The sequence below is a fragment of the Psychrobacter sp. 1Y11 genome, from assembly GCF_052259045.1.
In the GTDB taxonomy this organism is placed as follows: domain Bacteria; phylum Pseudomonadota; class Gammaproteobacteria; order Pseudomonadales; family Moraxellaceae; genus Psychrobacter.
The window spans coordinates 101,219-128,218 of the sequence record NZ_JBQQER010000003.1 but is presented as its reverse complement, the minus strand read 5'-3'; the positions used below and the strand labels follow the sequence as shown (position 1 = coordinate 128,218).

The 27,000-nt window shown below is 44.4% G+C and carries 24 protein-coding genes; 11 read left to right on the top strand and 13 right to left on the bottom strand.

The window, feature by feature from the left end; genetic code table 11:
- Positions 1 to 28: 28 nt before the first annotated feature.
- Entirely contained in the window at positions 29 to 724 is a 696-nt protein-coding gene (locus tag ACTXGJ_RS03660) for a DOMON domain-containing protein (protein WP_443565165.1), read from the bottom strand.
- A gap of 170 nt (positions 725 to 894) precedes the next feature.
- Entirely contained in the window at positions 895 to 1,206 is a 312-nt protein-coding gene (locus ACTXGJ_RS03655; protein WP_439241588.1) for a YhbY family RNA-binding protein, read from the bottom strand.
- A gap of 358 nt (positions 1,207 to 1,564) precedes the next feature.
- On the opposite strand from ACTXGJ_RS03655, the gene ACTXGJ_RS03650 reads away from it, so the two are divergent.
- The 6 genes from ACTXGJ_RS03650 (at position 1,565) to ACTXGJ_RS03625 (ending at position 7,517) form a co-directional block, all read left to right on the top strand.
- Positions 1,565 to 2,197, top strand: a complete 633-nt coding sequence (locus ACTXGJ_RS03650; RefSeq protein ID WP_443565164.1) for an RlmE family RNA methyltransferase — start codon at positions 1,565 to 1,567, stop codon at positions 2,195 to 2,197.
- A gap of 305 nt (positions 2,198 to 2,502) precedes the next feature.
- Positions 2,503 to 4,398: an ATP-dependent zinc metalloprotease FtsH gene (gene ftsH / locus ACTXGJ_RS03645; protein WP_439241584.1), complete on the top strand. Its 1,896-nt coding sequence runs from the start codon at positions 2,503 to 2,505 to the stop codon at positions 4,396 to 4,398.
- Between the two features lie 258 nt (positions 4,399 to 4,656).
- Positions 4,657 to 5,559, top strand: a complete 903-nt coding sequence (gene folP / locus ACTXGJ_RS03640) for a dihydropteroate synthase (protein ID WP_443565163.1) — start codon at positions 4,657 to 4,659, stop codon at positions 5,557 to 5,559.
- Between the two features lie 128 nt (positions 5,560 to 5,687).
- Positions 5,688 to 5,963, top strand: coding sequence for an FAD assembly factor SdhE (locus ACTXGJ_RS03635; protein WP_439241580.1), 276 nt, complete (start codon positions 5,688 to 5,690; stop codon positions 5,961 to 5,963).
- 70 nt (positions 5,964 to 6,033) lie between these two features.
- Positions 6,034 to 6,501 (top strand): protein YgfX, encoded by a 468-nt coding sequence (locus ACTXGJ_RS03630; protein WP_443565162.1) that lies wholly within the window; start codon positions 6,034 to 6,036, stop codon positions 6,499 to 6,501.
- 287 nt (positions 6,502 to 6,788) lie between these two features.
- Complete coding sequence (locus ACTXGJ_RS03625; protein ID WP_443565161.1) at positions 6,789 to 7,517, top strand: YidB family protein; 729 nt, start codon at positions 6,789 to 6,791, stop codon at positions 7,515 to 7,517.
- Positions 7,518 to 7,675: 158 nt separating this feature from the next.
- Here ACTXGJ_RS03625 and ACTXGJ_RS03620 read toward each other — a convergent pair whose 3' ends face one another.
- From ACTXGJ_RS03620 to trmB, 3 genes are all read right to left on the bottom strand, one after another.
- Complete coding sequence (locus tag ACTXGJ_RS03620) at positions 7,676 to 8,875, bottom strand: regulatory protein RecX (RefSeq protein WP_443565160.1); 1,200 nt, start codon at positions 8,873 to 8,875, stop codon at positions 7,676 to 7,678.
- Between the two features lie 53 nt (positions 8,876 to 8,928).
- Entirely contained in the window at positions 8,929 to 10,002 is a 1,074-nt protein-coding gene (gene recA, locus ACTXGJ_RS03615) for a recombinase RecA (protein WP_439241572.1), read from the bottom strand.
- 1,054 nt (positions 10,003 to 11,056) lie between these two features.
- Positions 11,057 to 11,908: a tRNA (guanosine(46)-N7)-methyltransferase TrmB gene (gene trmB / locus ACTXGJ_RS03610; RefSeq protein WP_443565159.1), complete on the bottom strand. Its 852-nt coding sequence runs from the start codon at positions 11,906 to 11,908 to the stop codon at positions 11,057 to 11,059.
- Positions 11,909 to 12,393: 485 nt separating this feature from the next.
- Between trmB and ACTXGJ_RS03605 the strand changes: the two genes are divergently transcribed.
- The gene (locus tag ACTXGJ_RS03605; RefSeq protein WP_443565158.1) at positions 12,394 to 13,323 is read left to right on the top strand and encodes a DUF2628 domain-containing protein; all 930 of its coding nucleotides are present in this window, start codon (positions 12,394 to 12,396) and stop codon (positions 13,321 to 13,323) included.
- 3 nt (positions 13,324 to 13,326) lie between these two features.
- Here ACTXGJ_RS03605 and ACTXGJ_RS03600 read toward each other — a convergent pair whose 3' ends face one another.
- Both ACTXGJ_RS03600 and ACTXGJ_RS03595 read right to left on the bottom strand, forming a co-directional pair.
- Positions 13,327 to 15,213 carry a monovalent cation:proton antiporter-2 (CPA2) family protein gene (locus tag ACTXGJ_RS03600; protein WP_443565156.1) on the bottom strand — a complete coding sequence of 629 codons (1,887 nt, stop codon included), beginning with the start codon at positions 15,211 to 15,213 and terminating at the stop codon, positions 13,327 to 13,329.
- 65 nt (positions 15,214 to 15,278) lie between these two features.
- Positions 15,279 to 15,983, bottom strand: a complete 705-nt coding sequence (locus tag ACTXGJ_RS03595) for a hypothetical protein (RefSeq protein WP_439241564.1) — start codon at positions 15,981 to 15,983, stop codon at positions 15,279 to 15,281.
- Between the two features lie 217 nt (positions 15,984 to 16,200).
- Here ACTXGJ_RS03595 and ACTXGJ_RS03590 point away from each other — a divergent pair, with 217 nt between their 5' ends.
- Positions 16,201 to 16,437, top strand: a complete 237-nt coding sequence (locus ACTXGJ_RS03590) for a hypothetical protein (RefSeq protein ID WP_439241562.1) — start codon at positions 16,201 to 16,203, stop codon at positions 16,435 to 16,437.
- A gap of 36 nt (positions 16,438 to 16,473) precedes the next feature.
- Here ACTXGJ_RS03590 and ACTXGJ_RS03585 read toward each other — a convergent pair whose 3' ends face one another.
- From ACTXGJ_RS03585 to gmk, 6 genes are all read right to left on the bottom strand, one after another.
- The gene (locus tag ACTXGJ_RS03585) at positions 16,474 to 17,655 is read right to left on the bottom strand and encodes a cation diffusion facilitator family transporter (RefSeq protein ID WP_443565155.1); all 1,182 of its coding nucleotides are present in this window, start codon (positions 17,653 to 17,655) and stop codon (positions 16,474 to 16,476) included.
- A gap of 171 nt (positions 17,656 to 17,826) precedes the next feature.
- The gene (locus tag ACTXGJ_RS03580) at positions 17,827 to 20,082 is read right to left on the bottom strand and encodes a primosomal protein N' (protein WP_443565154.1); all 2,256 of its coding nucleotides are present in this window, start codon (positions 20,080 to 20,082) and stop codon (positions 17,827 to 17,829) included.
- A gap of 240 nt (positions 20,083 to 20,322) precedes the next feature.
- Entirely contained in the window at positions 20,323 to 20,703 is a 381-nt protein-coding gene (locus tag ACTXGJ_RS03575) for a RidA family protein (RefSeq protein WP_439241556.1), read from the bottom strand.
- Positions 20,704 to 20,754: 51 nt separating this feature from the next.
- Positions 20,755 to 22,935 (bottom strand): RelA/SpoT family protein, encoded by a 2,181-nt coding sequence (locus tag ACTXGJ_RS03570; protein ID WP_443565153.1) that lies wholly within the window; start codon positions 22,933 to 22,935, stop codon positions 20,755 to 20,757.
- Between the two features lie 311 nt (positions 22,936 to 23,246).
- The gene (rpoZ, locus tag ACTXGJ_RS03565) at positions 23,247 to 23,507 is read right to left on the bottom strand and encodes a DNA-directed RNA polymerase subunit omega (RefSeq protein WP_353102829.1); all 261 of its coding nucleotides are present in this window, start codon (positions 23,505 to 23,507) and stop codon (positions 23,247 to 23,249) included.
- Between the two features lie 302 nt (positions 23,508 to 23,809).
- Complete coding sequence (gene gmk / locus ACTXGJ_RS03560; protein ID WP_439241552.1) at positions 23,810 to 24,436, bottom strand: guanylate kinase; 627 nt, start codon at positions 24,434 to 24,436, stop codon at positions 23,810 to 23,812.
- Between the two features lie 256 nt (positions 24,437 to 24,692).
- Between gmk and ispH the strand changes: the two genes are divergently transcribed.
- From ispH to ACTXGJ_RS03545, 3 genes are all read left to right on the top strand, one after another.
- Positions 24,693 to 25,649, top strand: coding sequence for a 4-hydroxy-3-methylbut-2-enyl diphosphate reductase (gene ispH / locus ACTXGJ_RS03555; protein ID WP_443565152.1), 957 nt, complete (start codon positions 24,693 to 24,695; stop codon positions 25,647 to 25,649).
- Between the two features lie 97 nt (positions 25,650 to 25,746).
- Positions 25,747 to 25,992, top strand: a complete 246-nt coding sequence (locus ACTXGJ_RS03550; RefSeq protein WP_439241548.1) for a hypothetical protein — start codon at positions 25,747 to 25,749, stop codon at positions 25,990 to 25,992.
- Positions 25,993 to 26,063: 71 nt separating this feature from the next.
- The gene (locus ACTXGJ_RS03545) at positions 26,064 to 26,879 is read left to right on the top strand and encodes a thioesterase family protein (RefSeq protein ID WP_443565151.1); all 816 of its coding nucleotides are present in this window, start codon (positions 26,064 to 26,066) and stop codon (positions 26,877 to 26,879) included.
- Positions 26,880 to 27,000 lie beyond the last annotated feature (121 nt).

Sequence of the window (27,000 nt, the reverse complement as noted above, 5' to 3'; positions counted from 1 at the left end):
AATTGTACGCCTATGAGTTTTTGCTACTTTATAGCTGTTTATCAAGTTGAAGGTATGACCAATGCTGGCGCTGATGAAAATCAGCTGGAGAGGTATGATAGGGTGCAAAATAAAGCGGAATCTCATTAAAATAAATAATGACGCAAGGATGTATCAAGGCAGTAGGGTCAGGATTCAATATAGGGTAGGGCAGCTTATCTAATGAGATTGAGAATCGGCGCTGTTTGGTTAAGATATCGCTACTTGCCAATGCGGTATCGTGCCATTGAATAGCGGCAGGGTGTTGGCTGTCTTTTATCAATAAAGGAGTAGGTGGCAGCGTAGCAGGGGTACGGTAGTCTGCAAACTGATAGACAGCGTATTGACCATTTGGACTGGCATTGATCTCAACATAGCTTGCCGCGTTATTGGTTATAAAGCATTCTAGGCAAGTTTGCTCCCATAAATAATCCTTGAAGCCAACTTTCTCTTTATTCCATAGTGGCCACTGCAGCTGCTCAAGTAAAGTTATAGAAGGTAGCTCAATCTCATACCTGAGATTTAAGCTGGTATTGACTGCGCTACTCTTTGCGTTTAACTCATCACTATCAGTATTAGCTAAATCTGCAATGCTAGCCGTCACCGTAACTACAATTTGCTGTAACTGTGCAGTGGACACGCCAATCTTGTTGGCATCATTAATTAAGTTATCGGTGGCAAGCTTGAGGATAAAAGTCTGGCTCATGTTAGGGATTGCCTTACAGTTCACAGGTTAAATGATTAAAACGAGCTGAGCGGCCAGCAAAACAAGATGGCAAAAGTAGAAGCGTGAAAATGACAAAAGCCGCAAGTCTAATAAGCTGCGGCTTTTATTATAAGCTAACCTTCTACTATAAAGTCAGTAGTGGCTATCGATTAATTAGCATGACGAGCTAAGTTTGACAGCTTAGGGTTGGCGTTTGGGTTTTGGCGTAATAACAGCGCCATACGGCCGATAGTGTGAATAACATTCGCATTCGCCGTGGTCGCAATCTCAGTACTAACGATATCACGCTCATGCTTACTGCCTGCTGGCAGCTTAACCTTAATCAACTCGTGATCGGTTAAAGCTCTATCGATCTCTTCACTAATAGCAGGGGTGATGCCTTTATTGCCGATCATAACGATAGGCTTGAGCTCGTGGCCAATGCTCTTTAGGCGTTTGATTGTTTCATTATCAAGTTGCATAACATTCCTTATATCAATAAGTTTTAGTGCCTGCATCAGCGACAGAGCATTCTGAGGCGACCCAGACAATATCATCAAAAAATTTAATCAGTATTATAAGCAATATAAGTCTATCTTGCTTGAATTCGGTAGGATTTTGGACGATTTTAAGTGAGGGAAATGTTAAACTGAGCCTATTGTTGCATTATAGAGCCGCTTGGCTTCGGTTGATATAGCTAGCAAACAAAACAGCATTATAATGTTAACTTTATAAGCTATATTTCATAAAATTAAATCAATAAAAGAAAACGATGCTAGAACTGGTTTTTGCATAGCTTTTTGTCATCAGATCATCGTTGTCACTAGAGGAGCAAGCATCTTGGCTACCCGTATCGAAAATAAAAAACTTTCCAAAAGTAGCCGTGCTTGGATGAAAGAGCATCTCGATGATCATTATGTCAAGCAAGCGCAAAAAGAAGGTTACCGTGCCCGCGCAGCTTATAAACTGTTAGAAATTAATGAGAAAACCCAGATTATCACCAAAGGTATGACCGTAGTGGATTTGGGGAGTGCTCCTGGTAGCTGGTCGCAGGTAGCGAGCAAGCTAGTAGGCGACACAGGTACTTTGATTGCCTCGGATATTTTACCGATGGATGCTTTGGCTGATGTCGCTTTTATTCAAGGTGATTTTCGCGAAGCTGAGGTTTTTGACGCTATTATGGCAGAAGTCGGCGATAGCCAAGTCGATGTGGTCTTATCCGATATGGCACCCAACACCGCTGGTAACAGCGCCGTTGACCAGCCGCGTATGATGTATCTGTGCGAGCTGGCAGTAGATTTTGCCTTAGCGACCCTACCCAAAGGCGGCGCGCTAATTATGAAAGTTTTTCAAGGCGAGGGCACACAAGAGCTAAGGCAGCAAATGCAAAGTGATTTTAGTAAGGTTCGCAGTATCAAGCCGGCCGCCTCTAGACCACGCTCAAAAGAGATGTTTTGGATAGCGATTAGATAGTGGTTTGATAAGTTTAAGCGCTGCTAGGCTTGCTACAATAGTTAACTGAAAAATGATACCTAGTGGTTGAATTGTACCGATTGAAACCATATATCGTGGTATATTAGCTTTGTTTTAAGCAATCATTAAAATGAAGTCGTCTAAGAATAACTGGTTATTTATATTGGTTTTTATCTTTTAATCGTGGCGTTTAGTCACCATATACTATATATAGTCAACATAAAGACTGAAATAAATAATGGGTTAACGCTTTGAAGGCGTCACGTGTCGAGTTGACACACCAATAAGTAGGGATGGGAAAGCTTGTGAGCGACATGGTAAAAAATACCTTATTGTGGCTGGTGGTAATCGGCGTTCTAGTGCTAGTGTTTAGCGGCTTTGATCAATCATCTGAGCCAGATAACCTTAACTACTCTGAGTTTGTGACCGCAGTGTCAGAAAATCAAGTAGCTAGCGTTGAGATTGACGGTGAACAAATCACTGGTGAGAAGAAGAATGGCTCAACGTTTGAGACTATTAGACCTGCAGTGGCTGATGAGCAGTTAATGCCAATGCTACGTGAAAATCAGGTCGAGGTTGAAGGCACGGCACCAAAACGCCAGAGTATACTGATGCAGCTATTGATTGCCAGTTTCCCAATTCTATTGATCATAGGTCTCTTCTTATTCTTCATGCGCAATATGCAAGGTGGCGCTGGCGGTAAAGGCGGCGGACCGATGAGCTTTGGTAAGTCAAAAGCGAAAATGCTGAGTGAAGATCAGATTAAGGTTAATTTCAACGACGTCGCTGGCTGTGAAGAGGCCAAAGAAGAAGTCGTAGAAGTGGTTGAGTTCCTACGGGACCCTGATAAGTTCACTAAGCTTGGTGCGACTATCCCTCGTGGTATCTTGATGGTCGGCCCTCCGGGTACTGGTAAAACCTTGCTAGCCCGAGCTATCGCTGGGGAAGCTAAAGTACCGTTTTTCTCAATTTCAGGTTCTGATTTCGTTGAGATGTTTGTCGGTGTCGGTGCTTCGCGTGTTCGTGATATGTTTGAACAAGCGAAGAAGAGTGCGCCTTGTATCATCTTTATCGATGAGATCGATGCGGTCGGTCGTCACCGTGGCTCAGGTATGGGCGGCGGTAATGACGAGCGTGAGCAGACGCTGAACCAATTGCTCGTTGAGATGGATGGCTTTGAAGGTAATGAAGGGGTGATTGTTATCGCCGCGACTAACCGTGCTGACGTGCTAGATAAAGCGCTATTACGTCCAGGCCGTTTTGACCGTCAGGTACAAGTCGGCTTACCGGATATCAAAGGCCGTGAGCAAATCTTAAAAGTGCATCTCAAGAAGCTGCCGAATACTATTAGTGTGGATGCGCGTGCTTTAGCTCGTGGTACGCCTGGCTTTACCGGTGCTCAGCTGGCTAACCTTGTCAACGAGGCAGCACTATTTGCCGCGCGCCGCAATAAGCGTAGTGTCGATATGAATGACTTTGAAGACGCTAAAGATAAGCTCTATATGGGTCCTGAGCGCAAATCGATGGTGATTCGTGAAGAAGAGCGCCGCGCTACGGCTTATCACGAATCAGGCCATGCCTTAGTTGCTGAATTACTACCCGGTACTGATCCGGTGCATAAGGTAACGATTATGCCGCGTGGTTTTGCTCTAGGGGTCACTTGGCAGCTGCCTGAGCATGATCAAACCAGTATGTATAAGTCGAAAATGCTCAATGATATCGCTATCTTATTCGGTGGCCGTATCGCAGAAGAGGTATTTATCGATCAGATGTCAACGGGTGCTTCCAACGACTTTGAACGTGCGACCAAGATGGCGCGGGCGATGGTGACTAAGTATGGTATGTCAGACGCGCTCGGTATCATGGTCTACGAAGACGATGATAGCTCGCAAGGTTACTTCGGCGGTGGTGGTCGGACGATTTCTGAAGCTACGCAGCAAAAAGTCGATGATGAAGTACGCCGAATGTTAGAAGAACAGTATGATATCGCGCGCGAACTGATTGAGGCTAATCAAGATAAAATGCATGCGATGGTAGACGCTCTTATGAAGTGGGAAACGATCGATCGCGATCAGTTACAAGATATCTTAGCCGGTGAAGATCCACGTCCACCGAAGATTTATCAGCATAACGAAGTTAATTTATCGAAGGATAGAGGTAAGCCTGAAGGCACTATTCCACCGCCATTGCCAGCGATGTAGCTTCGATAACGTCTTTGATGAATACCGACTAGTTAAATAATAAAAGCCCTTTTTATAAAGGGCTTTTTTGGGTTAAAATTTAGAGATTTCGTTCATCAGTGACGTTATTTTGGAAAAAAATCTGCGCTCAGTTTTAGCCGTCTCAAAGGTTTGAGAGACTTTAGGTATACCGCTAATTTACTGATATGATAAGCTAAAAATTTGAGTTAAGAATTAATAATTGTTTATCTGTAAATCGTTATCTATATGGGATTTATTATGCCTTTGTTTCAGCCTCTACCGGCTTATAGTATCAGGGTACGTCACAAAACTTTAGACTTATCGAAGCCGCAGATTATGGGTATTTTGAATGTTACCCCAGACTCGTTTTCTGATGGTGGCCAGTTCAATGCTATAGATAGTGCCCTGAGTCGAGCGCAGGAAATGATCGCAGCGGGTGCGACTATTATCGATATTGGCGGTGAGTCAACACGCCCGAACGCTGAAACGGTAGCGACAAGTGCAGAGATTGAACGCGTCATACCAGTAGTCAAAGCCATTCGCACACACTGTGGTGATGAGATATGGCTGTCGATTGATACCAGCAGTCCACAAGTGATGGAAGAGGCATTCGCGGCTGGCGCAGATATCTGGAATGATGTACGCGCTTTAAAGCGTGAGGGCGCTGCTGCCATGGCCGCTCAGTTGCAGCTGCCGGTGATGCTGATGCATATGCGCGGTGAGCCAACTACTATGACCAGCTTAGCGCAATACGATGATGTTATTAGCGAGGTTATAACAGAGTTAGCAGCGCGTGTAGAGGATGTGGTCAGTGTCGGGGTCAAACGTGCTAATATCATCCTTGATCCAGGCTTTGGTTTTGCCAAAAACTATGAGCATCATTGTGCGTTGTTGACCCAACTAGCAAGCTTACAAAGCTTAGAGCTGCCGCTGATGTTTGGCGTTTCACGCAAGCGTTTTTTGGCAGAAGTCCTCAACCATAGTAATATTGAAGCAGTGCAAAACTCACCAGCTATCGAACGTGATACGGCAAGTACTGCTGCGGGTTTATTTGCGCTGCAACAAGGCGCAGGTATTATTCGTACCCACAATGTGGCGATGATGCAGCAAGCCGTAGCACTTTGGCAGCAGCTCACAGACTATAATAATTTATCAGCTTAGCTTAAACGAACGATGCTTAATATTTTTGTGAGACAGAGATAAACTAAGTTCGTTTTCGAACAAACATTCATCATACAATTAACAACCGCTTAAGCAATAACCGCTTGTTAACGACTAAAGAGTTATCTATGACTACCCAACCAGAGCCTACCACTGAGCAACGCCGTATCATTTATCAAGCCCGTCGCGGCCTCAAAGAGTTAGATTTTTATATTGATCCTTATGTTAAGGAGCTTTATCTGACGGCTGATGTTGCTGAGCAAGCCACCTTTGCTGAAATGCTCACTTACGAAGACCCTGACTTACTAGATTACTTTACCAATCAAAGCCAACCGGAAGATGCCGCAGTTTGGGAGTTAGTGAATAAGATTAAGACTTGGCGTCATAGTAAGCACTTAATGTAGCAGGTACTTAGCTGCGTTTTATAATTACCAACTGCTTGTCGCTATTTTAATTAACGTACTGGATAATCAGATGGCAAGGTCGTGCTTATCGCTACGGATTGATACCCCTATACAGCCTACTAGTTATTTACGGTCTTTATCGTATGGCAGTTTGGCGGCTATCATTGTTCTATTGGCATGGTTAGCGAAATTATGGCTTTGGCAGTATGTGCTGATTTTGCTCGTAGCTGCTGCTGTTATTAGTTATTTGGCCTTATCTAAGCCAATCTTAATACATCTCAGCCAACCTCCTATTAGTCAGCGCGTCGATCTTGGTTGGCAGCTGCTGATGCGTACGGGGCGCGCTGATGAGCTATGGCAAGCTAAGCTGTCTACAGTTCATCAGTTTTCATGGTTAATACATTTAACACTCGTTATGACTGAACCTTATCAGCGTCCCTTTACAGTAACCATATTTCGCGATCAAGTGGGCGCTGAACAGTGGAGACAACTGTGTATTTTGGCTAACAGTATCGATGGCACTACTCAAAGCGACTAAACCGCCAAGCTGCTCTCAAGTAGGTAATCGATTGCAAACCCTAGATCTATAGTCAGTTCAAAATAAAGTTGTTATAAATTTGAACGCGCTACTGGTATAAATTTTACTTGCGTGCTGTTATCACAGAGGCTGCGTAAAATTCATCCCAGCAGCGCTATGACACTTTTAAAGTAATTCGACTATATAAAATACTAGACGATACAAGCCATAACAAAACAACCCTCTAGCGGTAGAAATGGATTTGTTATATTAAGGAGAAGTAAAAAACACCATAACAGGAGAGTTTTATGAGTTTATTAGGGAATTTAGTCTCACAAGTTGCCCGTAGTGCGATGGATCCAAACGATGCACAGCGTAACCCAGTCAATCAGCGCACTAGCCCGCGCCGTACTGGCGGTCTTGGCGATATATTAGGCAGTGTGCTAGGCGGAACGGCCGGCGCTAATAACCAAGCCGGAGGCTACAATCCGCAGCGATATGATCGTCAGCCAGACAATGGGTTTGGTTTGGATGATCTATTAGGCGGCTTGACTGGCGGCAGTCAGCGCGGCAGTATGAGCTCAGGAGCAGGCGGTCTTGGCGATATCTTGGGAAGTGTACTAGGTGGTTCTCAGCGTAGCCGAAGTGGTTTTGGCGGTAAAGGGATGCTGATAGCAGCGCTTATGCCGATGGTGCTTAGCTGGATACAGCGTAATGGCGGCTTGAGCGGCGCTTTATCGAAAATCACTGGTATGGGTCATGAGGCGCAGGCGCGCTCTTGGCTGAGCAATAGTGAGCTCAATGATAATTTAGATCCTAATGAGGTCAATCAGCTGTTTGATGAAAGAGAGATCCAGCAAGTAGCCGCGCAGACTGGTGCTAACGATAGCGAAGTGCGGCAAGGATTAGCAGAGCTACTCCCTGAGGTGATGAATCAGCTAACACCAAATGGTAATTTGGATAATGAAAAAGAAGCCAATCAAGAGATTGATGCAATTATTGGTCAGCTATCCAATCGCTTAGGGACGCTAAAATAATTGTCAGCTTAGCTAGTTGCAATGCCTTTTAAATCAATGTGTTTAAAAGAAATGTCTTAAAGGATAAGGTAGCTGGCGACAATCTGGTTGTCGATAATATAGCGATTAAGTATAAAAAAGGAGTACTTTTTGGAGTGCTCCTTTTTTCTAGCTGTATGCTAAAACCTCTCTTCTAGAGTCTCTAGCGTATAGTTAAGCGCCTCAAAGCAGACATCCATCTGAAAACCGCGATATTGCAAAAACCTGAGCTGTTTAGCTTTGTCTTTTTGTTCGACAGGTATATCATCACCATACTTCTTAGTGCGAGCTTCTACCGCAAGCTTAAGCCAGTCAACACCTTCAACTAAACTGTCAGCTTCTGCTACAAACTCCCGAAACTCTTCAGACTCTGCATTTGCCATATCGATGAGCTCATCGATATTGCTTGGCATAGCTATTTTCTTCTTATAAAACTCCTGCTTGATACGCTGACGGCCGCGACCTTTACGAATGTTTTCGCGAATGAGCATCAAGGTAGTGCGATAGTCACTTTGATAGCCTTTTTCTTCAAACTCAGCGAGTAATTTATCGATACTATCTGGATCTTGCTCTTTATCGATAAGCTTTTGTTTGAGCTCCGCTTTGCCATACTCTCGGCGTGAGAGATAATAAAAAGCCAGCCAACGCAAACGGCTTTCGGCCTTGATAGCATCGATCTCGGCCTGTTTTTGTGCAGGCGTACGCAAGTAAGCTTTTAGCGCTGAGGGTAGGTTGTCCATCTCACTAGCACTTAGTGCCGCTATAGCTTGGGTAGGGTTATTGTCACTAGCTATTAGCGTAGCATTGGTGGTGGTTTGTCTAATACCAGAGTGACCGCTGTTGTCTTTACCATTAATAGGGTCAGCGCGGTTGAGCAGCTTATCTGTATGAACTTCACGCTTAACCTCAGCTAGCATCTGCTGGATAGTTTGTGAGTCTGGTGGTACATAGGCGGGCGCGTCGTTAGGCTCAGCTATAAAGGGCGCTGCCGCATGGAAACGTTTTTTACGCTTTTTGCGCTTGGTAGCTTTTGGCTTAGAGGGCTGATTAGCATCAGAGCAGTCATTAGCGAACAAGCTATCCTCGCTATCGTCTAACGAGGCGTTATTTGTTTTCTCCTCAAAGAGTGTATCGGAGGTATTTTTAGCAAAACTGTCTTTAGTAGAGGCTTTATCTAAGCGCTGCGCTTTTTTTGACTTTCTGCGATTAAATAACTCGCTCTGCGTAAGCTTGGCAGGTTTTGAGGTTGTTTTGGATGGCGATTTACTTTTATCGCCAGCAGAGCTAGCCGAATCGGAGTCCGATTCGGCTAGTATTTGGGCCAATGTTTTAATCTGCATTTTTAACCTATAAGATAAGATACTAATAAGTTAGCGATTGTCGATAGGCAAAGCTACTGTATAGGATCAACCTGTAGATCTTGCGCCTCATTGCTATCTGCGGCTACCTCATCTTCCTCGACTCTGTTATATCCCGGTACACCAAGCTTTTCAGCGCGTATCTTAGCTTCGATCTCCTCAGCCACGGCAGGATTTTCTTTTAGATAAAGCACCGAGTTAGCTTTACCTTGACCGATTTTTTCGTCGCCATAGCTATACCAAGACCCTGCTTTTCCTACTGCGCCAATCTCAACGCCTAAGTCGATGACCTCCGCTAAATGGTTAGTTCCTTCCCCATAAGTAATCTCGAACTCAGCTTGACGGAAAGGGGGAGCCATTTTGTTTTTGATGACTTTGACACGGGTTTGGTTACCGATGATCTCATCACCGTTTTTGACCGCACCAATACGGCGAATGTCCATGCGCACAGAGGCATAAAACTTTAGCGCATTACCGCCAGTAGTGGTCTCAGGGCTACCGAACATCACGCCGATTTTCATACGGATTTGGTTAATAAATACCACCATACAGTTGGAGCGCTTGGCATTACCGGTGATTTTGCGTAGGGCTTGACTCATCAAGCGTGCTTGCAGACCCATGTGCGAGTCGCCCATCTCGCCTTCAATCTCAGCGCGCGGCGTCAAGGCGGCAACCGAATCAATAACAATCATATCGATAGCGCCTGAGCGCACCAACATATCGGTAATCTCAAGCGCCTGCTCACCATTGTCAGGCTGTGAGATCAACAAGTCATCGGTGTTGATACCAAGCTTACGTGCATAAACCGGATCAAGCGCATGCTCAGCATCGATAAAAGCACAGGTCCCGCCTTGCTTTTGACACTCGGCAATAGTTTGTAGCGTCATAGTGGTTTTACCTGAGCTTTCAGGGCCGTAAATCTCAACAATACGCCCTTTAGGTAGGCCGCCGATTCCTAGTGCAATATCTAAGCCTAGAGAGCCTGTCGAGACCACATCGACATCCATAGCAACGGAATCATCACCTAAATGCATGATAGTGTTTTTACCAAATTGCTTTTCGATTTGTCCTAGTGCTGCTTTGAGTGCTTTAGCTTTGTTGTCGTCCATAATGGACTCCTTTTAGTAATGAATGATGTACAAGTAATGTTTTAAGATATAGGAATTGCTAAATGAGTAGGGGTAGTCTTTATGAGCCCAAAATAGTCGAAACGATTAGAACCACGACTTAGATATCTATCTTTACTATACAGTAAAAAAAATAGGCTTAGCAGTAAAATTAAGTTTAGGAGGATTGAGTAATAAGCTAGCTAAATCATTAAATAATCGCGGCTCATCGGCTTAATTAAAATCTTTAGCTAAAGGCTCTTAGCCAATAAAGTCAAAAACAGTTTTAGAATAGAAAGTGCTGCTTGTGGTTCGTTTCACTTTTTGTTAGTGAATTAGATAAGGCTATTATAACAAAATCCAAGTCAAATAATGAGTTTGCCTAAGGCTAGACGACAATAGATGTCGCCTAGTTTTTGTAATTTTAGGGTGCTTTTATACCGACTAAATCACCCTTAACTCTGCATAAACCAAGAACATTTTTGCCCCGTTTTGTCAATAGCAAACCGAGTTGTCCACAGCAAAAAGATAATAAAAATCTGCTAGCTGTGAAACATGAGTCGCCATTAAATTATTTCTTAAAATAATTAAAAATAAATTTTTATAGTTTTGAATTAGTCGTAAAACATTGATTTTATTAATAAAATAAATTGTATAAAAAATAACCAATTTTACCTAAAGCGTTAAGCTATCGACTCAAACTCTTGTCAAGTACCTAGTTATCCACAGGGTTATCCACAGCTTCTGGGGAGAACTCCGCAACCCCTTGTACTATCAATGTTTGCGCAGATTCTAAAATTAGTAGCGACTAATAAGTAGCCACAATAACACCTAATATATCTCCGATATACAGGGTCGAGAGTCCTTCCATTGCAAGGTTTCACATGTAGTGAATCCTATGATTAAGCTGTTTTTTAATAAAGATTTTAATACTCTTAGCTATTTTGACTTAAGCTTTCGATAGAATAGCCTAAAATGAAAAAACGACTGTTAGTAACAGTCGCTAAGGGTATTCAAATAAGATTCGAAATGATAAATTTAAAGAGTCTGATGACGGCTAGTTCTTAGTATAAATCAAATCCCATACGCCGTGATCACGGTCGATACCGCGGCGCTCAAACTTAGTCATCGGCCGGAAGTCAGGACGAGGAGTAAAGTTGCCTTTGCCAGCATGATTGCTAAGTTCTGCAAAGTTATCGAGTACCTCAAGCATCCAAAAAGCGTAATGTTCCCAGTCCGTAGCGGTATGAAACCAGCCAGCGGGTTTTAAGGTTCGAGTGACAATCGCCATACGCTCGGTACTGACAAAGCGGCGCTTAAAATGACGCTTTTTGCGCCAAGGATCTGGGAAGTAGAGCTGAATGCGATCGATATGATTCTCAGGGAGCTTTTTGAGTAGCTTTATGGCATCGCCGTTAATGATCTTGATATTAGTCAAGTTTTGTGTGCCTGCCATATAAGCGCATTTACCGATACCAGGCTCATGCACCTCAACGCCGATGAAGTTACGAGTCGGATCGGCTATTGCCATTTCAATCAATGAATCGCCTAGCCCAAAACCTATCTCTAGAGTAAGCGGCGCAGCACTACCGTTTGGGCTATCGGCGAATAAAACGCGCAAATCGTCAATGCCGTCAAGATTGCCATCGCCAAAGCTGTTATTGACTAGATACTCTGCAAACTTAGGATCAGTTAATGCTTGTTCCGCGTTTTTATTCATATGCGTGCGGCGCTTCATAAAAGTATTAACGATACGAATATGCTTATCGTTATTTGCCTCTAACTCGTCAGCTGTAGATGCAGTATTAACGGCTTCAGAAGGGTTATCGCTGGTATTCTCTAATGAACTATCTACTGGGCTGGCAACTGGAGTATCGATAGGGTTATCGGAGGGGATTTGTGGGCTCATAATATAACTAAGACTTTATAAAAAGTAGACAGGTATTATAAGTTAAATCTATGGGGTTTTTAAGTGAAATATAGCTAGCAGAAAACCAAACATCATCTACAAGGTTTGTAGTGGTATTAATAGGAATTGCATGGGCTCAAAATGCATACCTCAAAACTGACTATCATTTGACTAGCGGGTACATCCAATTTAGCAATATAGTCAATTGAAAATAAAACAGTTATAGATTTAGACGCGCTACTAGGATAAATTTTACTGGCGTGCTGTGTTCCCAGAGGCTGCATAACCTATATTTAAAAAAAGCATCCGGTAGCGCTATCCCATTTTTAAAGTTTGCCAACTATATCTTATAATAACTACGGACAATGCTAGTTAGCTTAAGTCATGTCCTAAATTATCTTTCTTTTTATGAAGGTACCTGTTAATACTATCTTTTGCTCTTTATTCAAAAGCCCCAATTCTTAGAAAACAATAGAGCCACTACTATGTTATTTCTCGAAAAGGATTCGCCACCACCCTTTTATCAAGAAAAGCTAACTGCTGCTCGGCGTAAGCAGCTGGATCAATGGTTCATTGGTCATCGTACCCAAGACTATTATCTCAAGCGCTTTGCACAGTTCGATGAGCAAGGTTATTTATCCCCTAAATGGCATTGGGCAGCTTTTTTTATTACCTTTCCTTGGCTGCTCTATCGCAAGCGTTATATGGATGCGATTGTCTATAGTGTCGCGGGTTGGTCCTTTATTCAGCTGACTATTACGATTGTTTTGGTGTTTTTTGAATTTGCGGCGATGTCCTTCATTCCGGATGCTTATCAGATGCCAGTAAGAGTTGCGATAGCGGCTATAATTTGGTTTTATTGGTCGTTTATAGTGGCGCGCTGGACGGATGCCTATTATTACCGAATGGCAAGGCGTGAGATCGCCGATGCTTTAGATAATCATCCGCGTGATGAAGCGGCGCAAAAAGCGATGCTACGGCGTGAAGGGGGCGTGAGCTTATTTGGCTTAGGGCTGGGCTTTGCTATTTTTGCTTTTGCTTTGACTGTCATTAAGGTACAGTTTTTGCCCATTATCGCGAAGCCAAAAGAAAATGAAGTCCTGTTCGATGCTTATGACATAACCAAAACCGCGCAAAATCAAGTGGCCTTAGCTTATCAGCAAACAGGGCGCTGTCCTACTGAGCTGCCAATAGCTATTAGCAATCCAAAAATAAAAGTAGCTATTGATACGCAAACGCCAAGCGTACCAGAGACCGACTGCGCAGTGACAGGCACTATTCAAAACGTTAGGTTTCCACTGCGCTATTTGAACGGGCAGACACTAGTGTTTTATCATCTGCCAAACGAGGATAACTGGCGCTGTACTAGCTCGTTAAATGAAAAACAAGCGCCTGCTTATTGCGTGGCTAATTAATCATTAGTTTTTTGAATGGGGTAGAGGTTCTTGATCTTTATCAATCGGTGTGGCTTGGTTTTTAAGCTCTTCATAAAACTCGCTTAGATCCATTGTGCGAGCCTTACCAATATCCTCATCGAAGAGACTCTCAAGTTCTGCCATTGCCGATTGCGCCGATTCGATCATACTTGCTTCGTCGTCATAGATGGCTTGCTGGCGTTCTATCAAATCATCGTCATAATCGCGGAAAGTCTGTACCGTTTCGCGTGCTTTTTCAGGGGATATACCCAATAGCTGCAATGATTCACGTGACATATCTAAGGAAGACAAATAAGTCTCGCGCCAAATATGACGGACCCCAACCTCACGCAGACGGTAATAGTGCTGCCTGTCTCGCGCTCGCGCTAGGATAATCAAATCTGGATAATTCTTGTGTAAATATTCAGCAGTCGTGATAGAGCGCTCTAAATCATCGATAGCTAGAATAAACAACCTTGCTTTATTGATGCCAGCGGCGCGTAGAATCTCGGGGTTTTTGGGGTCGCCGTAATAGACTTGGTTACCGAATTTACGTACAAAATCTACTCGATTCGCTGAGCGTTCAATGGCGGTAAATTCAATATTATGCATGCGCAGCACTCGACCAATAATCTGTCCGATACGGCCAAAACCGGCGATAATGACTTGATGCTCATGATCAGGAATGGTGTCGTACTCTCGCCTAGGCTTACTCTTAGCGAATAAAGGTTCGCCTGCTTTTTCGAGTAATAAAAACGCGAGCGGCGTTAGCGCCATGGAGATAGTCACCACCAGATTAAGTGTGTTGGCCAGCTCTGGCCGCAAGACATTTTGCGCGCTTGCTACACTGAATAATACAAAGGCAAACTCGCCGCCTTGCGCTAAGGTCACCCCAAGCCGGATGCTCGTCGGCCAGCGATTACCTGAGATTTTTGCGATAGCCGCTACTACGCCAAACTTGATGACCATTAACGCTATAGCACAGCCAACGATAAACACCGGTTTGGCGAGGATAAGCTTGACATCAGTCAGCATACCCACCGACATAAAGAATAGGCCTAATAATAAGCCCTTAAAGGGCTCGATACTGGCTTCTAACTCGTGACGATACTCTGAATCCGCCAATAGCACACCAGTCAAAAACGCGCCTAACGCCATCGAGAGTCCGATCTGCTCCATCAAAATAGAAACGCCCATGACGATAAATAACGCTACAGCCGTTAGCAGCTCAGTTGCGCCGCTAGACGCCACGAACTTAAAGAAAGGTCTGACGATATAACGACTAGAAAAAATCAAACCAGCAAAGACGGCGAATACTTTACCAAAGTAAATCAGATCATAGCTTTGTTCACGTACCCCAGATAAAAAAGGAATCACGGCGAGTAGCGGAATAACCGCAATGTCTTGGAATAATAGAATAGTAAAAGCTTCGCGGCCATGCGTGCTGGAGAGTTGCTGTTTTTCGGTCAAAATTTGTAGCACAAACGCGGTAGAGGAGAGCGCTAAACCAAAGCCGACAATGAAGGCTGTATCAAGCTGTAATGAGAAAAACTGATATAAAATCGCCATTAACACTATGCCGGTCAGACCGACTTGCAGACCACCTAACACAAAGATTGAGCGGCGCAGGGCCCATAGACGAGAAGGCTGCAATTCAAGACCGATGATGAACAGTAGCATCACCACGCCAAATTCAGAGAAGTGTAGTAAGCTTTCAGCATCACCCGCAACATCTAACGCGCTTGGGCCTAATATCAAGCCGGTAATCAGATAGCCCAAAACCGTAGCGATACCGAAACGTTTACCAAGCGGTACAAACAGCAGCGCTGCTCCCAAAAAAATAGTCGCTTGTAGCATTAAGTTTGGAGAGCCGGCGGCGGCTGCGAACATAGTAAATCCTTAGCAATCAGTATCAAGGGTATCAACATGGTTAAATAAAATAGCAAAAAGGCGATTTATTTTTTTCGATAAACTTTCCATACTGAGTTGTCCGCAATTGGGTTGCTATAAGCGTCATTGCGGCGCTTACGCGGTGTCTGCCGACTATCCACGATCTTAAAATCTGGCAGTGCATGGACAATCAGGCCGGTACGATAAAAACGAACGCGCTCAGGCTCTAGCATCTCGCCTTTGTTATCGCGGCAAAACACATAGGCTCGTAGATCGATAAACTCTCGATGGGCAACTAACCTAGCTTCATCATCTGCCTCGAATACGGCAGTCATACGCTCAATCTCTTGCGCAGTATAATCACCGCATTTATCAATCAAAGCGCTGACTGAGCCAAAGCTTTTGGATTCTTTGGCACGGGTTTTGGTCAGATGTAAGCGCTGCACGCTAAAAATAAACTGCGGAATCTCAAGGCTGGCAGGTAATGGTAAATGGTCAGGGGGCATATCCGCGGCAGGATAGAATTCCTTAGCACGCTGCAATAGGTTTTGCCAGCGCTGCTGATAAGCTTGTACCTCATTAAGGTTACCCTCAAAGATAGGCATATCGCGAATTTGCCGTAGAATATCAGGTGGAAACTGCTCATTACGAAAGCTGGAAATATCTTCTTGTAGCGTTGATAGCAGAACTTTAGCCTGCTTTTTGCCGTCTTTTGAGACAGGATCATCGATGTAGTCGGGAGCAACAAAAGGTGCTGAGCGTCTAGACATGGCAATAGCTCATTATTAAGAATTGATAAAGCTGCGATCACTACTAAATAATAGCAAAAAGCGGCTCATTATAGATATAATTATCATTATTATAACCACATAAACGGCTATAAGTTTAATTTAGTTCTAAATTTAAACCTTTATAATGATTGATATAGTCTATTCACTTTAAAAATGACATAGCGCTACTGGATTAGCAATCGCTAGCAAAATTATCATGAATATCGTCCGTACCTTACTCATATCTATATTAGCATTAGCCTTTGGGTTTTGGCTCGTTATGGCATCAAATATGGGGCCAGCTTATTTGCCACAGGTAATGAATGGAAGCTTAGATATTTGGATAAGAATGCTGTTATTGGTATCTGGCTTAGTGATTTGGTTAACCATTGTCATCTGGTTGATAAGAATTATTTACCGCTACCTTGCCAAACTGATTAAGACAGTTAAATAAATTTTGCTAGCTAAATTTTTGTTCCCAGATTTTTAGTTAATGATTATGACCAATATGTCCAGTATCACTCAGTGCACGCTCAGAGATATCGCAGACTAGCGTGTCGCTGTGAGCCATAGTCTGAGGATGCGATAGGCTCTCGACCTGAATGGTCGCATGACTAATCCCCAAATCCTGCAAGCGCTGTTCAAGCTCGCTAATTAGCACACTAGCCTCAGTAATGCTCATCTCACCATTGACCACCACATGACAAGATAAGGCATTCAGACCGCTAGTAATACTCCAAATATGCAAGTCATGAATTCTTTGGACTTGCTCATGATCGAGCAAGCGCTGTTCAACCGATTCTAACGAGATACCTTTTGGTGTGCCTTCCATCAGAATATGCACCGAATCACGCACCACTCGATAACCGCTGATCAATATCAAAACAGCAACGATGACCGAAGCGAGAACATCAGCCCACAGCCATCCAAATCCTATCATCAGTAGCGCGGCAATAATAGCAGCGACTGAGCCCATCAAATCACTTAAGACATGTAGATAGGCGCTTTGCATGTTCAGATTGACAGGCTCTTTAGCGTCAGAAGGGTTTTGTTTTTCTCCATGACTATTTCCGTTATGACTGTGTCCGCTATGGCTATTTCCGCTATCGTCACTACGGCTACCACGATGCATCAGCCAAGCCACTAATATATTGACGAGCATACCGATAGTAGCGATGATCAGCATGCCTTGGCTAGCGATTTCGGTCGGGGTGTTGAAGCGCTTGATGGCTTCCCAAAAAATCATCAGCGCAATAATCACTAAGGTTGCGCCATTGACACCAGCGACTAAAATCTCGAAGCGCTTATAACCAAAAGTCTTTTGATGAGTCGCCGCTTTTTCACCGATTCTAAAAGCCATCAAAGTCGCACCTAGCGCTACTGCATCGCTGAGCATATGACCGGCATCTGATAATAACGCTAAGCTACCCGTCAGTAAGCCGCCAATAACTTCGATAAGCATATAACCGGTAATGATAATAAAACTAATCAATAGCGTGCGCTGATAGCCTTTGGTATCTCGCGGCGCGGTAGTCTGCTCTAGATGCTCGTCATGATCATGCTGGTCTTCATCGTTGTAGAGATAATGTTCAGCATCATTATGAGTAGTCTTACTGTTAGCACTATTATCAGTATAAGGCTTATGTTTAGGGTTTGAATGGTCGGCACTCATTAGTCTTCTCACACTCAAAGCATTTGATGGGAAATCGATGACTTAGAATTTAGCATAACTGACAATAAGAAGCTGTAACGCTGCCGTAACGGCTAAAACTTATACAATATAAAAAAACAAAGAGGTATGGAGAAGATAAGGTAGACAAGACACCACAAACGCATTAAAAAATCACCAACCGACAGGGTCAATATCTAAGGTCAGCTTGAGATATTTAGTACTAGGTAAAGCCAGCACAGGCTGCCACCAGAGCTTGAGAATGTGATGCAGCTGCGCCCGCTCTTTGGCTAATAATAACAACTGCGAGTGATAACGGCTGTTCTTTTTACTCATCGGCGCATCAATAGGGCCGAGAACCGCCAGCTTATGACCTGTGGGTAAATGTGCCACGGCGTCTTTTAGCGCTTGCGTAGTCGCCGCCAAAGTCTTGCCTTCACAGCGAATTAAGGCGGCATGACTAAACGGAGGTAAGCCCATCATTTTGCGCTCTTGTAATAGCGACTGCGCAAAGGAATAATAGCCGTCCTTGACCAGCTTAAGCAGTAGCGGGTTGTCAGGTTGTAGCGTTTGAATTAATACGCGCCCGGCCTTGTCGCCACGACCCGCTCGACCCGCGACTTGAATCATCAGCTGCGCGGTATGTTCAGGCGAGCGAAAATCCGCGGACAAAAAGCCTCTATCGGCATTGGGCAAGCAAACGAGCGTCACATTAGGAAAATGATGACCTTTAGCGACCATTTGCGTGCCGACTAAAATCGCCGGTTTACCTTCATTAATACGCTGATAGATGTTCTCCCAGCTGTCTTTACCCCGAGTGGTATCACGATCGATTTGAATAATTGGGTATTGTATTTTACTGGTTTGCGGATTAGCAAACAGCGCATGTAAGTTTTCGCTAAGTCTTGTCGTCCCCATACCTTTGGTATCTAAGTTTTGACTGGCGCAATCAGGACAACTGCTTGGAATATAAGCCTGCCAATCACAGTGATGACACTTTAAATAAGAGTTTCTCTGATTTTGGCGACTGTAATGCACTGTTAAATGTGCATCGCAGCGTGGACAGTCTGCTTGCCAGCCACAAGCGGCGCAAAGTAACACGGGGGCGTAGCCGCGACGATTTAGAAATATTAAGACCTGATCGCCGGCTTCGAGCGTTTGCCTAATAGCATTGATGAGATCGTGGGTCAGACCAGTATCATAGTTTGCGCCATCGTCTCCAGTTTGCTGATGAGTAGTTTGCAGGCGAGCATCAATCAGCTGCATGGCCGCAGGTGTGGCACTGCCGGGGCGGGACGTTAGCTGAGACTCTGTCAGTTTGCCATCTGCCACGAGTTTTAGATGCTCAAGCGTTGGAGTCGCGGTTCCGAGCACTACGGGGATCTTACACTGAAGGCCGCGGTATAGCGCCACATCTGCGGCATGATAGCGCAGCGTATCTTGTTGTTTATACGAGCCATCATGCGCTTCATCAACAATGATCAGTCCTAAATTGGCAAAAGGATACAGCACAGCTGAGCGCGTACCGATGATGATTTGTGCGTGCCCAGTACGGCAGTCTTGCCAACCTTGCAGTCGATAAGTATTGGTCATACCTGAATGCAGCAGCACAATTTGCGCGGCAAAGCGACTGGCAAAACGTGCCCGTGTCTGCGGCGTTAAGCCAATCTCTGGCACCAGTATCAGTACCTGCTTACCAGCTTCTAGCACCGCTTGCATCGCTTGTAGATAGACTTCTGTCTTACCGCTACCGGTAATACCATTTAGCAAAATACCTTTATACTGCTCAGCGCTATGGGCGGCAACAATAGCCGTCACTGCGAGCTGCTGCTCATCATTAAGATCAAGCGGCATCTTCGCTAAACTCACTGGCTTAGGCGCCGATTTGTGCTCAATGTAGCGCTCAATTAAGCCTTTGTCTTCTAGCGTCTTCAAAAAGCTGCGCTGCATTCCTTCTAATAGCAACACATCTTCGCTCGCCCCGTGCTCGCCATGCAGCTTTAGCATATCGAACTGCTGTTTTTGCTTGACCGCATTGGCATGAAAGTCAGCATCAGTGACGTGCGGCAAGATCCGCCAATGGGTAATCAGTAAGTCGAGCGGCTTACCTTGCCGCACTAAAGTTGGCAGCATTACAGCGAGTACATCGCCTAAAGGGTAATGGTAATAACTCGCGAGCCAGTGCGCGAGGCGAAGCATAGCACTATCGACGATAGGCTCAGCATCTAAGCACTGAGTAATAGGTTTGAGCTTACTTGCCGGAACATTGCTATCTGCTTGTACAATTTGCGCAATGACGATACCGATGAGGGTCTGCCTACCAAAAGAGACTTCGACACGGCTACCGATTTTAGGCAAGGATAAGTCTGCAGGCACGCTATAGTCAAAGACTCGATAAAGAGGAACTGGTAGAGCAACTTGGACTAACATAAACGACGCTCGCAGCCTTATTAATAGTTAAATTATGGGGATTGATTGCTAAAAGTTAAGTGAAAAATACCAATAGATGAGGCGCTAATTTTACTTTTACGTAATATAAGCAGCAGAAACAGGTAAGCCCAAATTGCCGTTATCGATAACCGCGCTTTGGGCTTAAGCTTTTTTAACTTTATAGGGCTGGCTTTGGCCTTATGACTTTAGCTTTAAGGGTTTTAGCCTTGATGATATCAGTTATTCTATATACATAATCGACTCAATCTCGACTACACCGCCTTTAGGTAGGGCGGCGACTTGTACCGCAGCGCGAGCAGGGTACGGCTCGCTTAGATTAGCAACGAACACTTCGTTTAGCGCCGCAAAGTCGTTCAAATCGGTCAAGGAGACATTGAATTTAACGACATCATTGATAGTACCACCAGCCGCCTCACAAATCGCTTTTATGTTTTCAAAAACTTGCTTAGCTTGCGCCTCAAAGCCTTCTTTTAGCTCCATCGTCTCCGGGTCAAAACCAAGCTGTCCTGAGATGTAGACGGTATTACCAATCTTTACCGCCTGTGAATAAGTGCCAACAGCAGCTGGGGCTTTATCAGTTTGGATAGTTTGACGGCTCATGCTCATTCCTTATATTAAGTCGATAGTGGTGAAGTTATTTGGATAAATTTGTTATAGCTGGTACAGCCGCATAATATTAGGGAAACCTAACAGCGATCTGAGCTCACGTATACCTTGGGCTAAGTGCACACGGCTGCGAACAACTACATGGACGATAGTATCACTATTACGCACATCGATCGTTTCTACACCGATGTTTAACTGGCGCAGATGATAAACCACTTCGCTGATTTGCTCATCGCTTAGCGAAATGGAGAGCTTGAGATAAGCTGGAAAGCGTATCTTATTACTGACATCATCAGATTCGTTTTGTTTAATCGCTTTATCATCGCGCCACCTTAGCTGAATGATTTGGTAAGGATTGTCCTTACGTATATCATCTAGCGAAAAACACTTATGCCGATGTGCCACTAATCCATGCCGTGATAAGTGGCCAACAATAGGGTCGCCATAAATAGGATGACAACAATTGGCAAAATCAAGCTCAACACCAGCAGTATTGACGATCAGTTGTTGCGGCTGCGAGGCTTCATTGCCAACCGCTTGCAAACTTGCCATCTCATCGCTGAATAAGCGTGATACGACGAGCTGCGGCAATAAGGTGCCAGAGCTTATTTGCTCAAACAGGGTATTTTTATCGTTGAGACCACGCCACTCAAGTAGGTTATCCCACTCACAGTCGTGCAAGTCATCTAAGCTTTTATTATAAGTTTTTAGTGCGCGATCTAGCGCTTGTTGTCCATGACGCTGTTTTTCACTCGTTGTTAAGTCTTTAAACCAGCGTAGAATTTCTTCACGAGCCTTATTAGTTACCACAAACCCAAGCCACTCCGCTTTAGGTTCAGAGTCACTATCGACTTCGATTTCGACTAACTGTCCGTTTTTGACTACTGTACCGAGTTTGGCTTTTTCATTGTCTATATTAGCACCGACTGCGACATTACCGACCATGGGACCGACGGCATAAGCAAAGTCGAGCGCGGTTGCGCCTTGCGGTAGCTCATAAGCCCGACCTTGCGGACTATAGCAGAGGATCTTGCTAGAATGCAGATAGTCCATCAGCTCATTAATAGTAGACACCGCGGCCGTAAAGTCAGGGTTATTCTCACTCAAGGTTTCTTCATCAACCAGCTCTTTCATATTGCGTAGTGAGGCCTGAATCACCGATTGACTGACATCAGAGGCGTGCTCAGCGCCGATCACGCCTAGACGTGCTGCATGCTGCATCTTTTTGGTCATGATGATTACTTTGATACAGTCATTGTCACGCTCATAAAACAAGGTCAAAGATTGATTGCCGCCTGGCAGTGGGCGGCGAATATTGTCTTGAATATGGGCGTCTTCGATTTGATATTTTTTGATAAGGTAATAAGCCAGCTTGTCACAAGCCTCTACTGTATCGAGGACAATCTCAAAGGAATAATGTCGAAGTAAGGCACTAATCTCACCGCGGTTACGAAAGAATTGACGGTACATCGTCACACGATTGTCTAGGATCTTGACGTGACCATTTAATTCCAAATTGTTTAATACCACAATCAGATAACGGTGGATAGCTTCTTTTTGAAAATTACGTCCAAGACCATGTTGCAACAGCTTATCAGAGAGCTTGTTATACATCACTGGATTAAGATTACGGTAGCAGAGCACCTCAATATAATCAGCAATATCGTTGATGCCCATTAAGCGTGCGAAGGGCACATAAAAATCTAAGGTCTCTTGCGCGGTGGCACGCTGCTTTTCAGAGCTGACTGCATCGAGCGTTGACATATTGTGCAGACGATCGGATAGCTTGATAATTAAGACACGCGGATCTAACAAGGTGGCAGTCAGGATCTTATGAAAGGTCGCCGCTTTGTTTTGCTGTTTGTTATATTTTGAAGATTTAAGCTTAGTGACACCATCAACTAATTTAGCGACCACTTTGCCATAACGCTGCTCAATCTGTTCGCCAGTTACGTCGGTATCTTCAACCGTATCGTGCAAAATCGCGGCAATAATCGTATCTCTGTCTAAACGAAAACCCGCCAAAATCTCAGCAACAGCAATAGGGTGGGTAATATAAGGCTCACCTGATTTGCGTTTGTCCTTGATATGAGCGATATCACCGAACTCACAAGCATCGATAATGTCACGGCGATCGTCACTACTTAAGTACCCAACCGAGCGCAGCAAATTATATTGAGCCTCGTCCACTAAACGATGACTGAGCTTGGGAAGGGTTTGGCTCATACAGGATTGTCCTATAACTGAGCGCCTATCATTGGGCGCCTATAGCTTGGCAATGGATTTAGCGGCTATTGTTTTGCTAAACAAAAAGACCAGAAATGAATAAAATAAACTCCAAGACGAGTTTGGTTCTCCACCCTCTAATTAATCGTAAATTACCTACAATGTCAACCACTAAGCGCATTCACTCTGTAAATAGCAAAAAACAGTTTTTTAAATCATAAAAACCACAGCTTAGTACTGTGGTTTTATAGCGCTATGCGGGTGTATCAGCAGCTATTTTAGCTTAAAAAAGCCTATCTTTATAAGATTTTTTAAAAGCTATGATCGCCTGATAAAGCTAGATCCAATGAGCTAGTGGCAAAGCTATGCTCAGGTTGGTTTAGGATATCGCGGGTGATTTTGCCAGCGGCGATCTCACGCAGTGCCAACACCGTTGGCTTGTCATTATCGACTTCAACGAGTGGCTCAGCAATACCTTTTGCCAGTTGGCGAGCGCGTTTGCTAGCGACAAGTACCAGCTCAAAACGGTTGTCTACATTCTCTAAGCAATCTTCAATCGTGACACGTGCCATAGTTAATTACCTCAGTGATTTATGATTAGCAGATAGTATCGATGTTATAAATAATATACCAATAGGTCGCCTGCTAATGTATAGGAGCAGAAATATAGAAAGATATAGGGGAAGTAACTGGCTATTATAGCATTTTTTCGCCAGTCGCGTCATAGCTTTTATACTAGGTTATCGAAACCTTAAAGTCGCTATTATCACTTAAGCTATTATTACATAAGCTGTTATTACATAAGCCACTGATACGTAAGACACTAACAATTAGAATATTAGCACTTGAGCCGTACTTAAAAGCGGAGCTAAGGCTATACTTCGCTCTCATTAGTCAGCAAAGCGTTGATAATACGGCGATGATGGCGTTGCTGACGATTAAGCGTTTGTCTGTCAGCGACGATTATGGCTTTAAGCTCAGTTAGCGCCACTTCAAAGTTATCATTAATAATCACGAAGTCAAAATGTACATATTGCGCCATCTCAGTAACGGCGCCGGCAAGACGCTGCTCGATTACCTCAGCGCTGTCTTGAGCCCGGCCCGCTAAGCGCTGGCGTAGGGTTGAGAGGCTAGGCGGTAAGATAAAGATCATAGTGGCATCGGTAAATATCTTTTTGACTTGCAGCGCCCCTTGCCAATCAATCTCCAATATCACATCGATACCCGCCTCTAGCTGTGCTCGTACGCTTGCCTCTGCAGTGCCATAGTAGTTGCCAAATACCTCAGCATGCTCTAAAAATTTGCCTTCGCCAATAGCGGTAGTAAATACCTCTTTGTCGATAAAATGATAATGATGACCATCGATCTCACCTGGACGAGGCGCACGAGTAGTGTGAGAGATGCTGACAGTCAAGTCATTAGTGGTCGCAAGTAGCTGCTTAACCAAAGAGGTTTTACCGGTACCAGAGGCCGCGGTAATAATAAACAGTGAGCCTGTCATAAGTATCCCAATAAAGTAATGATAAGTGTTTTTTTCAATAGAGTAGATAATAGCGTCGGCAATTATAATACTGATACGATAGCATTTTAAAGCGTAATGAGAATATATTATGATAAAGTAGGGGTGGGTGCGTTGAATCTATGTATTTGTGCCCTGATAACAACGATAAGCAATGATTTAAGCACTAATTTAAGTTTGAGCACTGATCTTAAGTGCTTAACCACTGATTCTAAATTATCTAATGATAGGCTGTCTTATGCAAATTTATCTTGCCAATCCACGCGGGTTTTGTGCTGGCGTGGATCGCGCTATTGCGATTGTCAACGAAGCGCTGACTCGTTTCGAGCCGCCCATTTATGTGCGCCATGAGGTGGTGCATAATAAGTTTGTGGTCTCAGACTTAGCCAATCGTGGCGCGGTATTCGTCGAGGAGCTAGATGAGGTGCCTGATGGCGCTATTGTAATCTTTTCTGCGCATGGGGTGTCAAAAGCGGTCGAAGATGAAGCCAGTCGCCGCGATCTTACTGTGTTCGATGCCACCTGTCCGTTAGTGACGAAAGTACATATCGAGGTGGCGAAGTTCGCCCACGAAGGGATGGATGCGGTACTGATTGGGCATGCAGGACACCCAGAAGTCGAGGGCACTATGGGCCGCTTCAATCGAGGGCATGGTGGCCATATTCATCTGGTAGAGGATGAAAAAGATGTCGAAGACCTTAGCGTAAGAGACGCTGAGCGCTTAGCTTTTGTCACCCAAACGACCTTATCAATGGACGATACCGCAAGAGTGATAGACGCGCTTCGCAATAAGTTCCCAAGCATTCAAGGGCCGCGAAAAGATGATATCTGCTATGCCACTCAAAACCGACAAGATGCAGTCAAGGACTTAGCGGGTCGCTGTGAGGTAGTGCTAGTCGTAGGCTCGCCCAACTCATCGAACTCCAACCGTCTACGTGAGCTTGCCGAGCGCATGAATTGTAAGGCCTATCTCATTGATAACGCTAGCGAAATGAAGCAAGCTTGGTTCGATGGCGTAGAAGCGGTAGGGGTGACGGCGGGCGCTTCAGCTCCTGAAATTCTCATCCAAGAGGTACTACAGCAATTACAAGATTGGGGCGGCAAGCAGCCTGATGAGCTCTCTGGTATTGAAGAGAATGTCACTTTCAGTCTACCAAAAGCTTTACGTATTCCAGTGACTGAGGTCGGGAAGTAAGAGCCAACGGATAGTAGTTGTAGATAACCGTTCATAACCTTTAACTACTTAAAAAATTAATAAAAAGCAATTCAAATCTTGATAAAGAGCAAATAGGATGAAAAAAGGTAGAGCGAAATTTGTATTGGCGGAAGCTAGTCTCGCTGAGGTCAATAAGCAACTAAAGATCAACTGGTTGGTCACAGCGGTGGTTATCGCCATACTTGCGATGAATATTATTCAGTTTATGCAAGTCAAAAGCTTCTTTTATGCGGCGCTAACGGCACTGATGATATTTTTACTTTTTTTTATTACTAAAGCGCGTCATATTCTCAAATTAAGGAAGCAAGAACTTAGTCAATAAGGTACTAAAGGCACTAAAATACAGGTGCCGTAATAGCCAAACGGAAATGCAAATAAAAATATAGGACAGCTATGTCAGCGTATTACCACTTTAGCAAACGCGAGCAGCAGCCAGATGGCACTTGTATCGCTTATTATCAACCGACCAAAAATGTTCAAGGCGCTTGGAACGAGCATGAACAGCACATGGCGCCAGCGACAGGGCTGCTCACTTATGAGCTGAACCATTTCAATCCGCAAGACAATATGCGTATCGCCCGTATTAGTCTTGATATTTTGGGATTGATTCCGCTTAGCGACTTTACGATTACCACCCGCTGTATTCGACCCGGCAAAACCATTGAGCTTATCGAAGCGGTGATGACTAGTCGCGGCCGCGATTGTATCATTGCGCGCGCTTGGCGACTACTCACCCAAGACACTAGCGAGATCGCAGGTCTTGAGGATGCGCCAGCCATGCATCAACCCGAAGCGCTGCCAGTTTGGGAAGGCATGAAGCAATGGCCGGGTGGTTTTATTGAAACGGTTAATTTAGTCGCTGAAGCGGATCGCCGTTCTGGCAAAGGTATGGTGTGGATTACTAATGAGACTGATATGATCGAAGGCGAGCCGACCAGCGATTTAGTGAAACTATTAGGGATGGTCGATACGGCGAATGGAGTGGTGCAAAGACTGGGTCTTGGGCTGACAAAGTTAGAGTGGATATTCCCTAATACCGATCTGCAAATCCATATGCACCGAGAGCCAAAGGGTCAATGGCTAGGGATAGAAGCGGTACAGCAATATGGCAGCGATGGTATTGGCTTAACCAGCGCGGTGCTGCATGATGTGCATGGGCCGTTTGGGCGTAGCGAGCAAATCCTTACTATTCGCCCGATGCCCAGTTGATGATGGCTAGCTGATTCAGCAGCTAAGCTACTCACTTTTACCCTTGTCAGTACTCTTAAGGACAGCTTCTACGCTGTCCTTTCTTATGGTATAAAATAAAGGGCTGCTTATGTCAATCAGA

Excerpts from the sequence above, each read along its gene's own strand:
- ACTXGJ_RS03660 (WP_443565165.1), bottom strand. The coding sequence starts at position 724 with ATGAGCCAGACTTTTATCCTCAAGCTTGCCACCGATAACTTAATTAAT.
- ACTXGJ_RS03655 (WP_439241588.1), bottom strand. The coding sequence starts at position 1,206 with ATGCAACTTGATAATGAAACAATCAAACGCCTAAAGAGCATTGGCCAC.
- folP (WP_443565163.1), top strand. The coding sequence starts at position 4,657 with ATGCCTTTGTTTCAGCCTCTACCGGCTTATAGTATCAGGGTACGTCAC.
- ACTXGJ_RS03635 (WP_439241580.1), top strand. The coding sequence starts at position 5,688 with ATGACTACCCAACCAGAGCCTACCACTGAGCAACGCCGTATCATTTAT.
- ACTXGJ_RS03630 (WP_443565162.1), top strand. The coding sequence starts at position 6,034 with ATGGCAAGGTCGTGCTTATCGCTACGGATTGATACCCCTATACAGCCT.
- ACTXGJ_RS03625 (WP_443565161.1), top strand. The coding sequence starts at position 6,789 with ATGAGTTTATTAGGGAATTTAGTCTCACAAGTTGCCCGTAGTGCGATG.
- ACTXGJ_RS03620 (WP_443565160.1), bottom strand. The coding sequence starts at position 8,875 with ATGCAGATTAAAACATTGGCCCAAATACTAGCCGAATCGGACTCCGAT.
- recA (WP_439241572.1), bottom strand. The coding sequence starts at position 10,002 with ATGGACGACAACAAAGCTAAAGCACTCAAAGCAGCACTAGGACAAATC.
- trmB (WP_443565159.1), bottom strand. The coding sequence starts at position 11,908 with ATGAGCCCACAAATCCCCTCCGATAACCCTATCGATACTCCAGTTGCC.
- ACTXGJ_RS03605 (WP_443565158.1), top strand. The coding sequence starts at position 12,394 with ATGTTATTTCTCGAAAAGGATTCGCCACCACCCTTTTATCAAGAAAAG.
- ACTXGJ_RS03600 (WP_443565156.1), bottom strand. The coding sequence starts at position 15,213 with ATGTTCGCAGCCGCCGCCGGCTCTCCAAACTTAATGCTACAAGCGACT.
- ACTXGJ_RS03595 (WP_439241564.1), bottom strand. The coding sequence starts at position 15,983 with ATGTCTAGACGCTCAGCACCTTTTGTTGCTCCCGACTACATCGATGAT.
- ACTXGJ_RS03590 (WP_439241562.1), top strand. The coding sequence starts at position 16,201 with ATGAATATCGTCCGTACCTTACTCATATCTATATTAGCATTAGCCTTT.
- ACTXGJ_RS03585 (WP_443565155.1), bottom strand. The coding sequence starts at position 17,655 with ATGAGTGCCGACCATTCAAACCCTAAACATAAGCCTTATACTGATAAT.
- ACTXGJ_RS03580 (WP_443565154.1), bottom strand. The coding sequence starts at position 20,082 with ATGTTAGTCCAAGTTGCTCTACCAGTTCCTCTTTATCGAGTCTTTGAC.
- ACTXGJ_RS03575 (WP_439241556.1), bottom strand. The coding sequence starts at position 20,703 with ATGAGCCGTCAAACTATCCAAACTGATAAAGCCCCAGCTGCTGTTGGC.
- ACTXGJ_RS03570 (WP_443565153.1), bottom strand. The coding sequence starts at position 22,935 with ATGAGCCAAACCCTTCCCAAGCTCAGTCATCGTTTAGTGGACGAGGCT.
- rpoZ (WP_353102829.1), bottom strand. The coding sequence starts at position 23,507 with ATGGCACGTGTCACGATTGAAGATTGCTTAGAGAATGTAGACAACCGT.
- gmk (WP_439241552.1), bottom strand. The coding sequence starts at position 24,436 with ATGACAGGCTCACTGTTTATTATTACCGCGGCCTCTGGTACCGGTAAA.
- ispH (WP_443565152.1), top strand. The coding sequence starts at position 24,693 with ATGCAAATTTATCTTGCCAATCCACGCGGGTTTTGTGCTGGCGTGGAT.
- ACTXGJ_RS03550 (WP_439241548.1), top strand. The coding sequence starts at position 25,747 with ATGAAAAAAGGTAGAGCGAAATTTGTATTGGCGGAAGCTAGTCTCGCT.
- ACTXGJ_RS03545 (WP_443565151.1), top strand. The coding sequence starts at position 26,064 with ATGTCAGCGTATTACCACTTTAGCAAACGCGAGCAGCAGCCAGATGGC.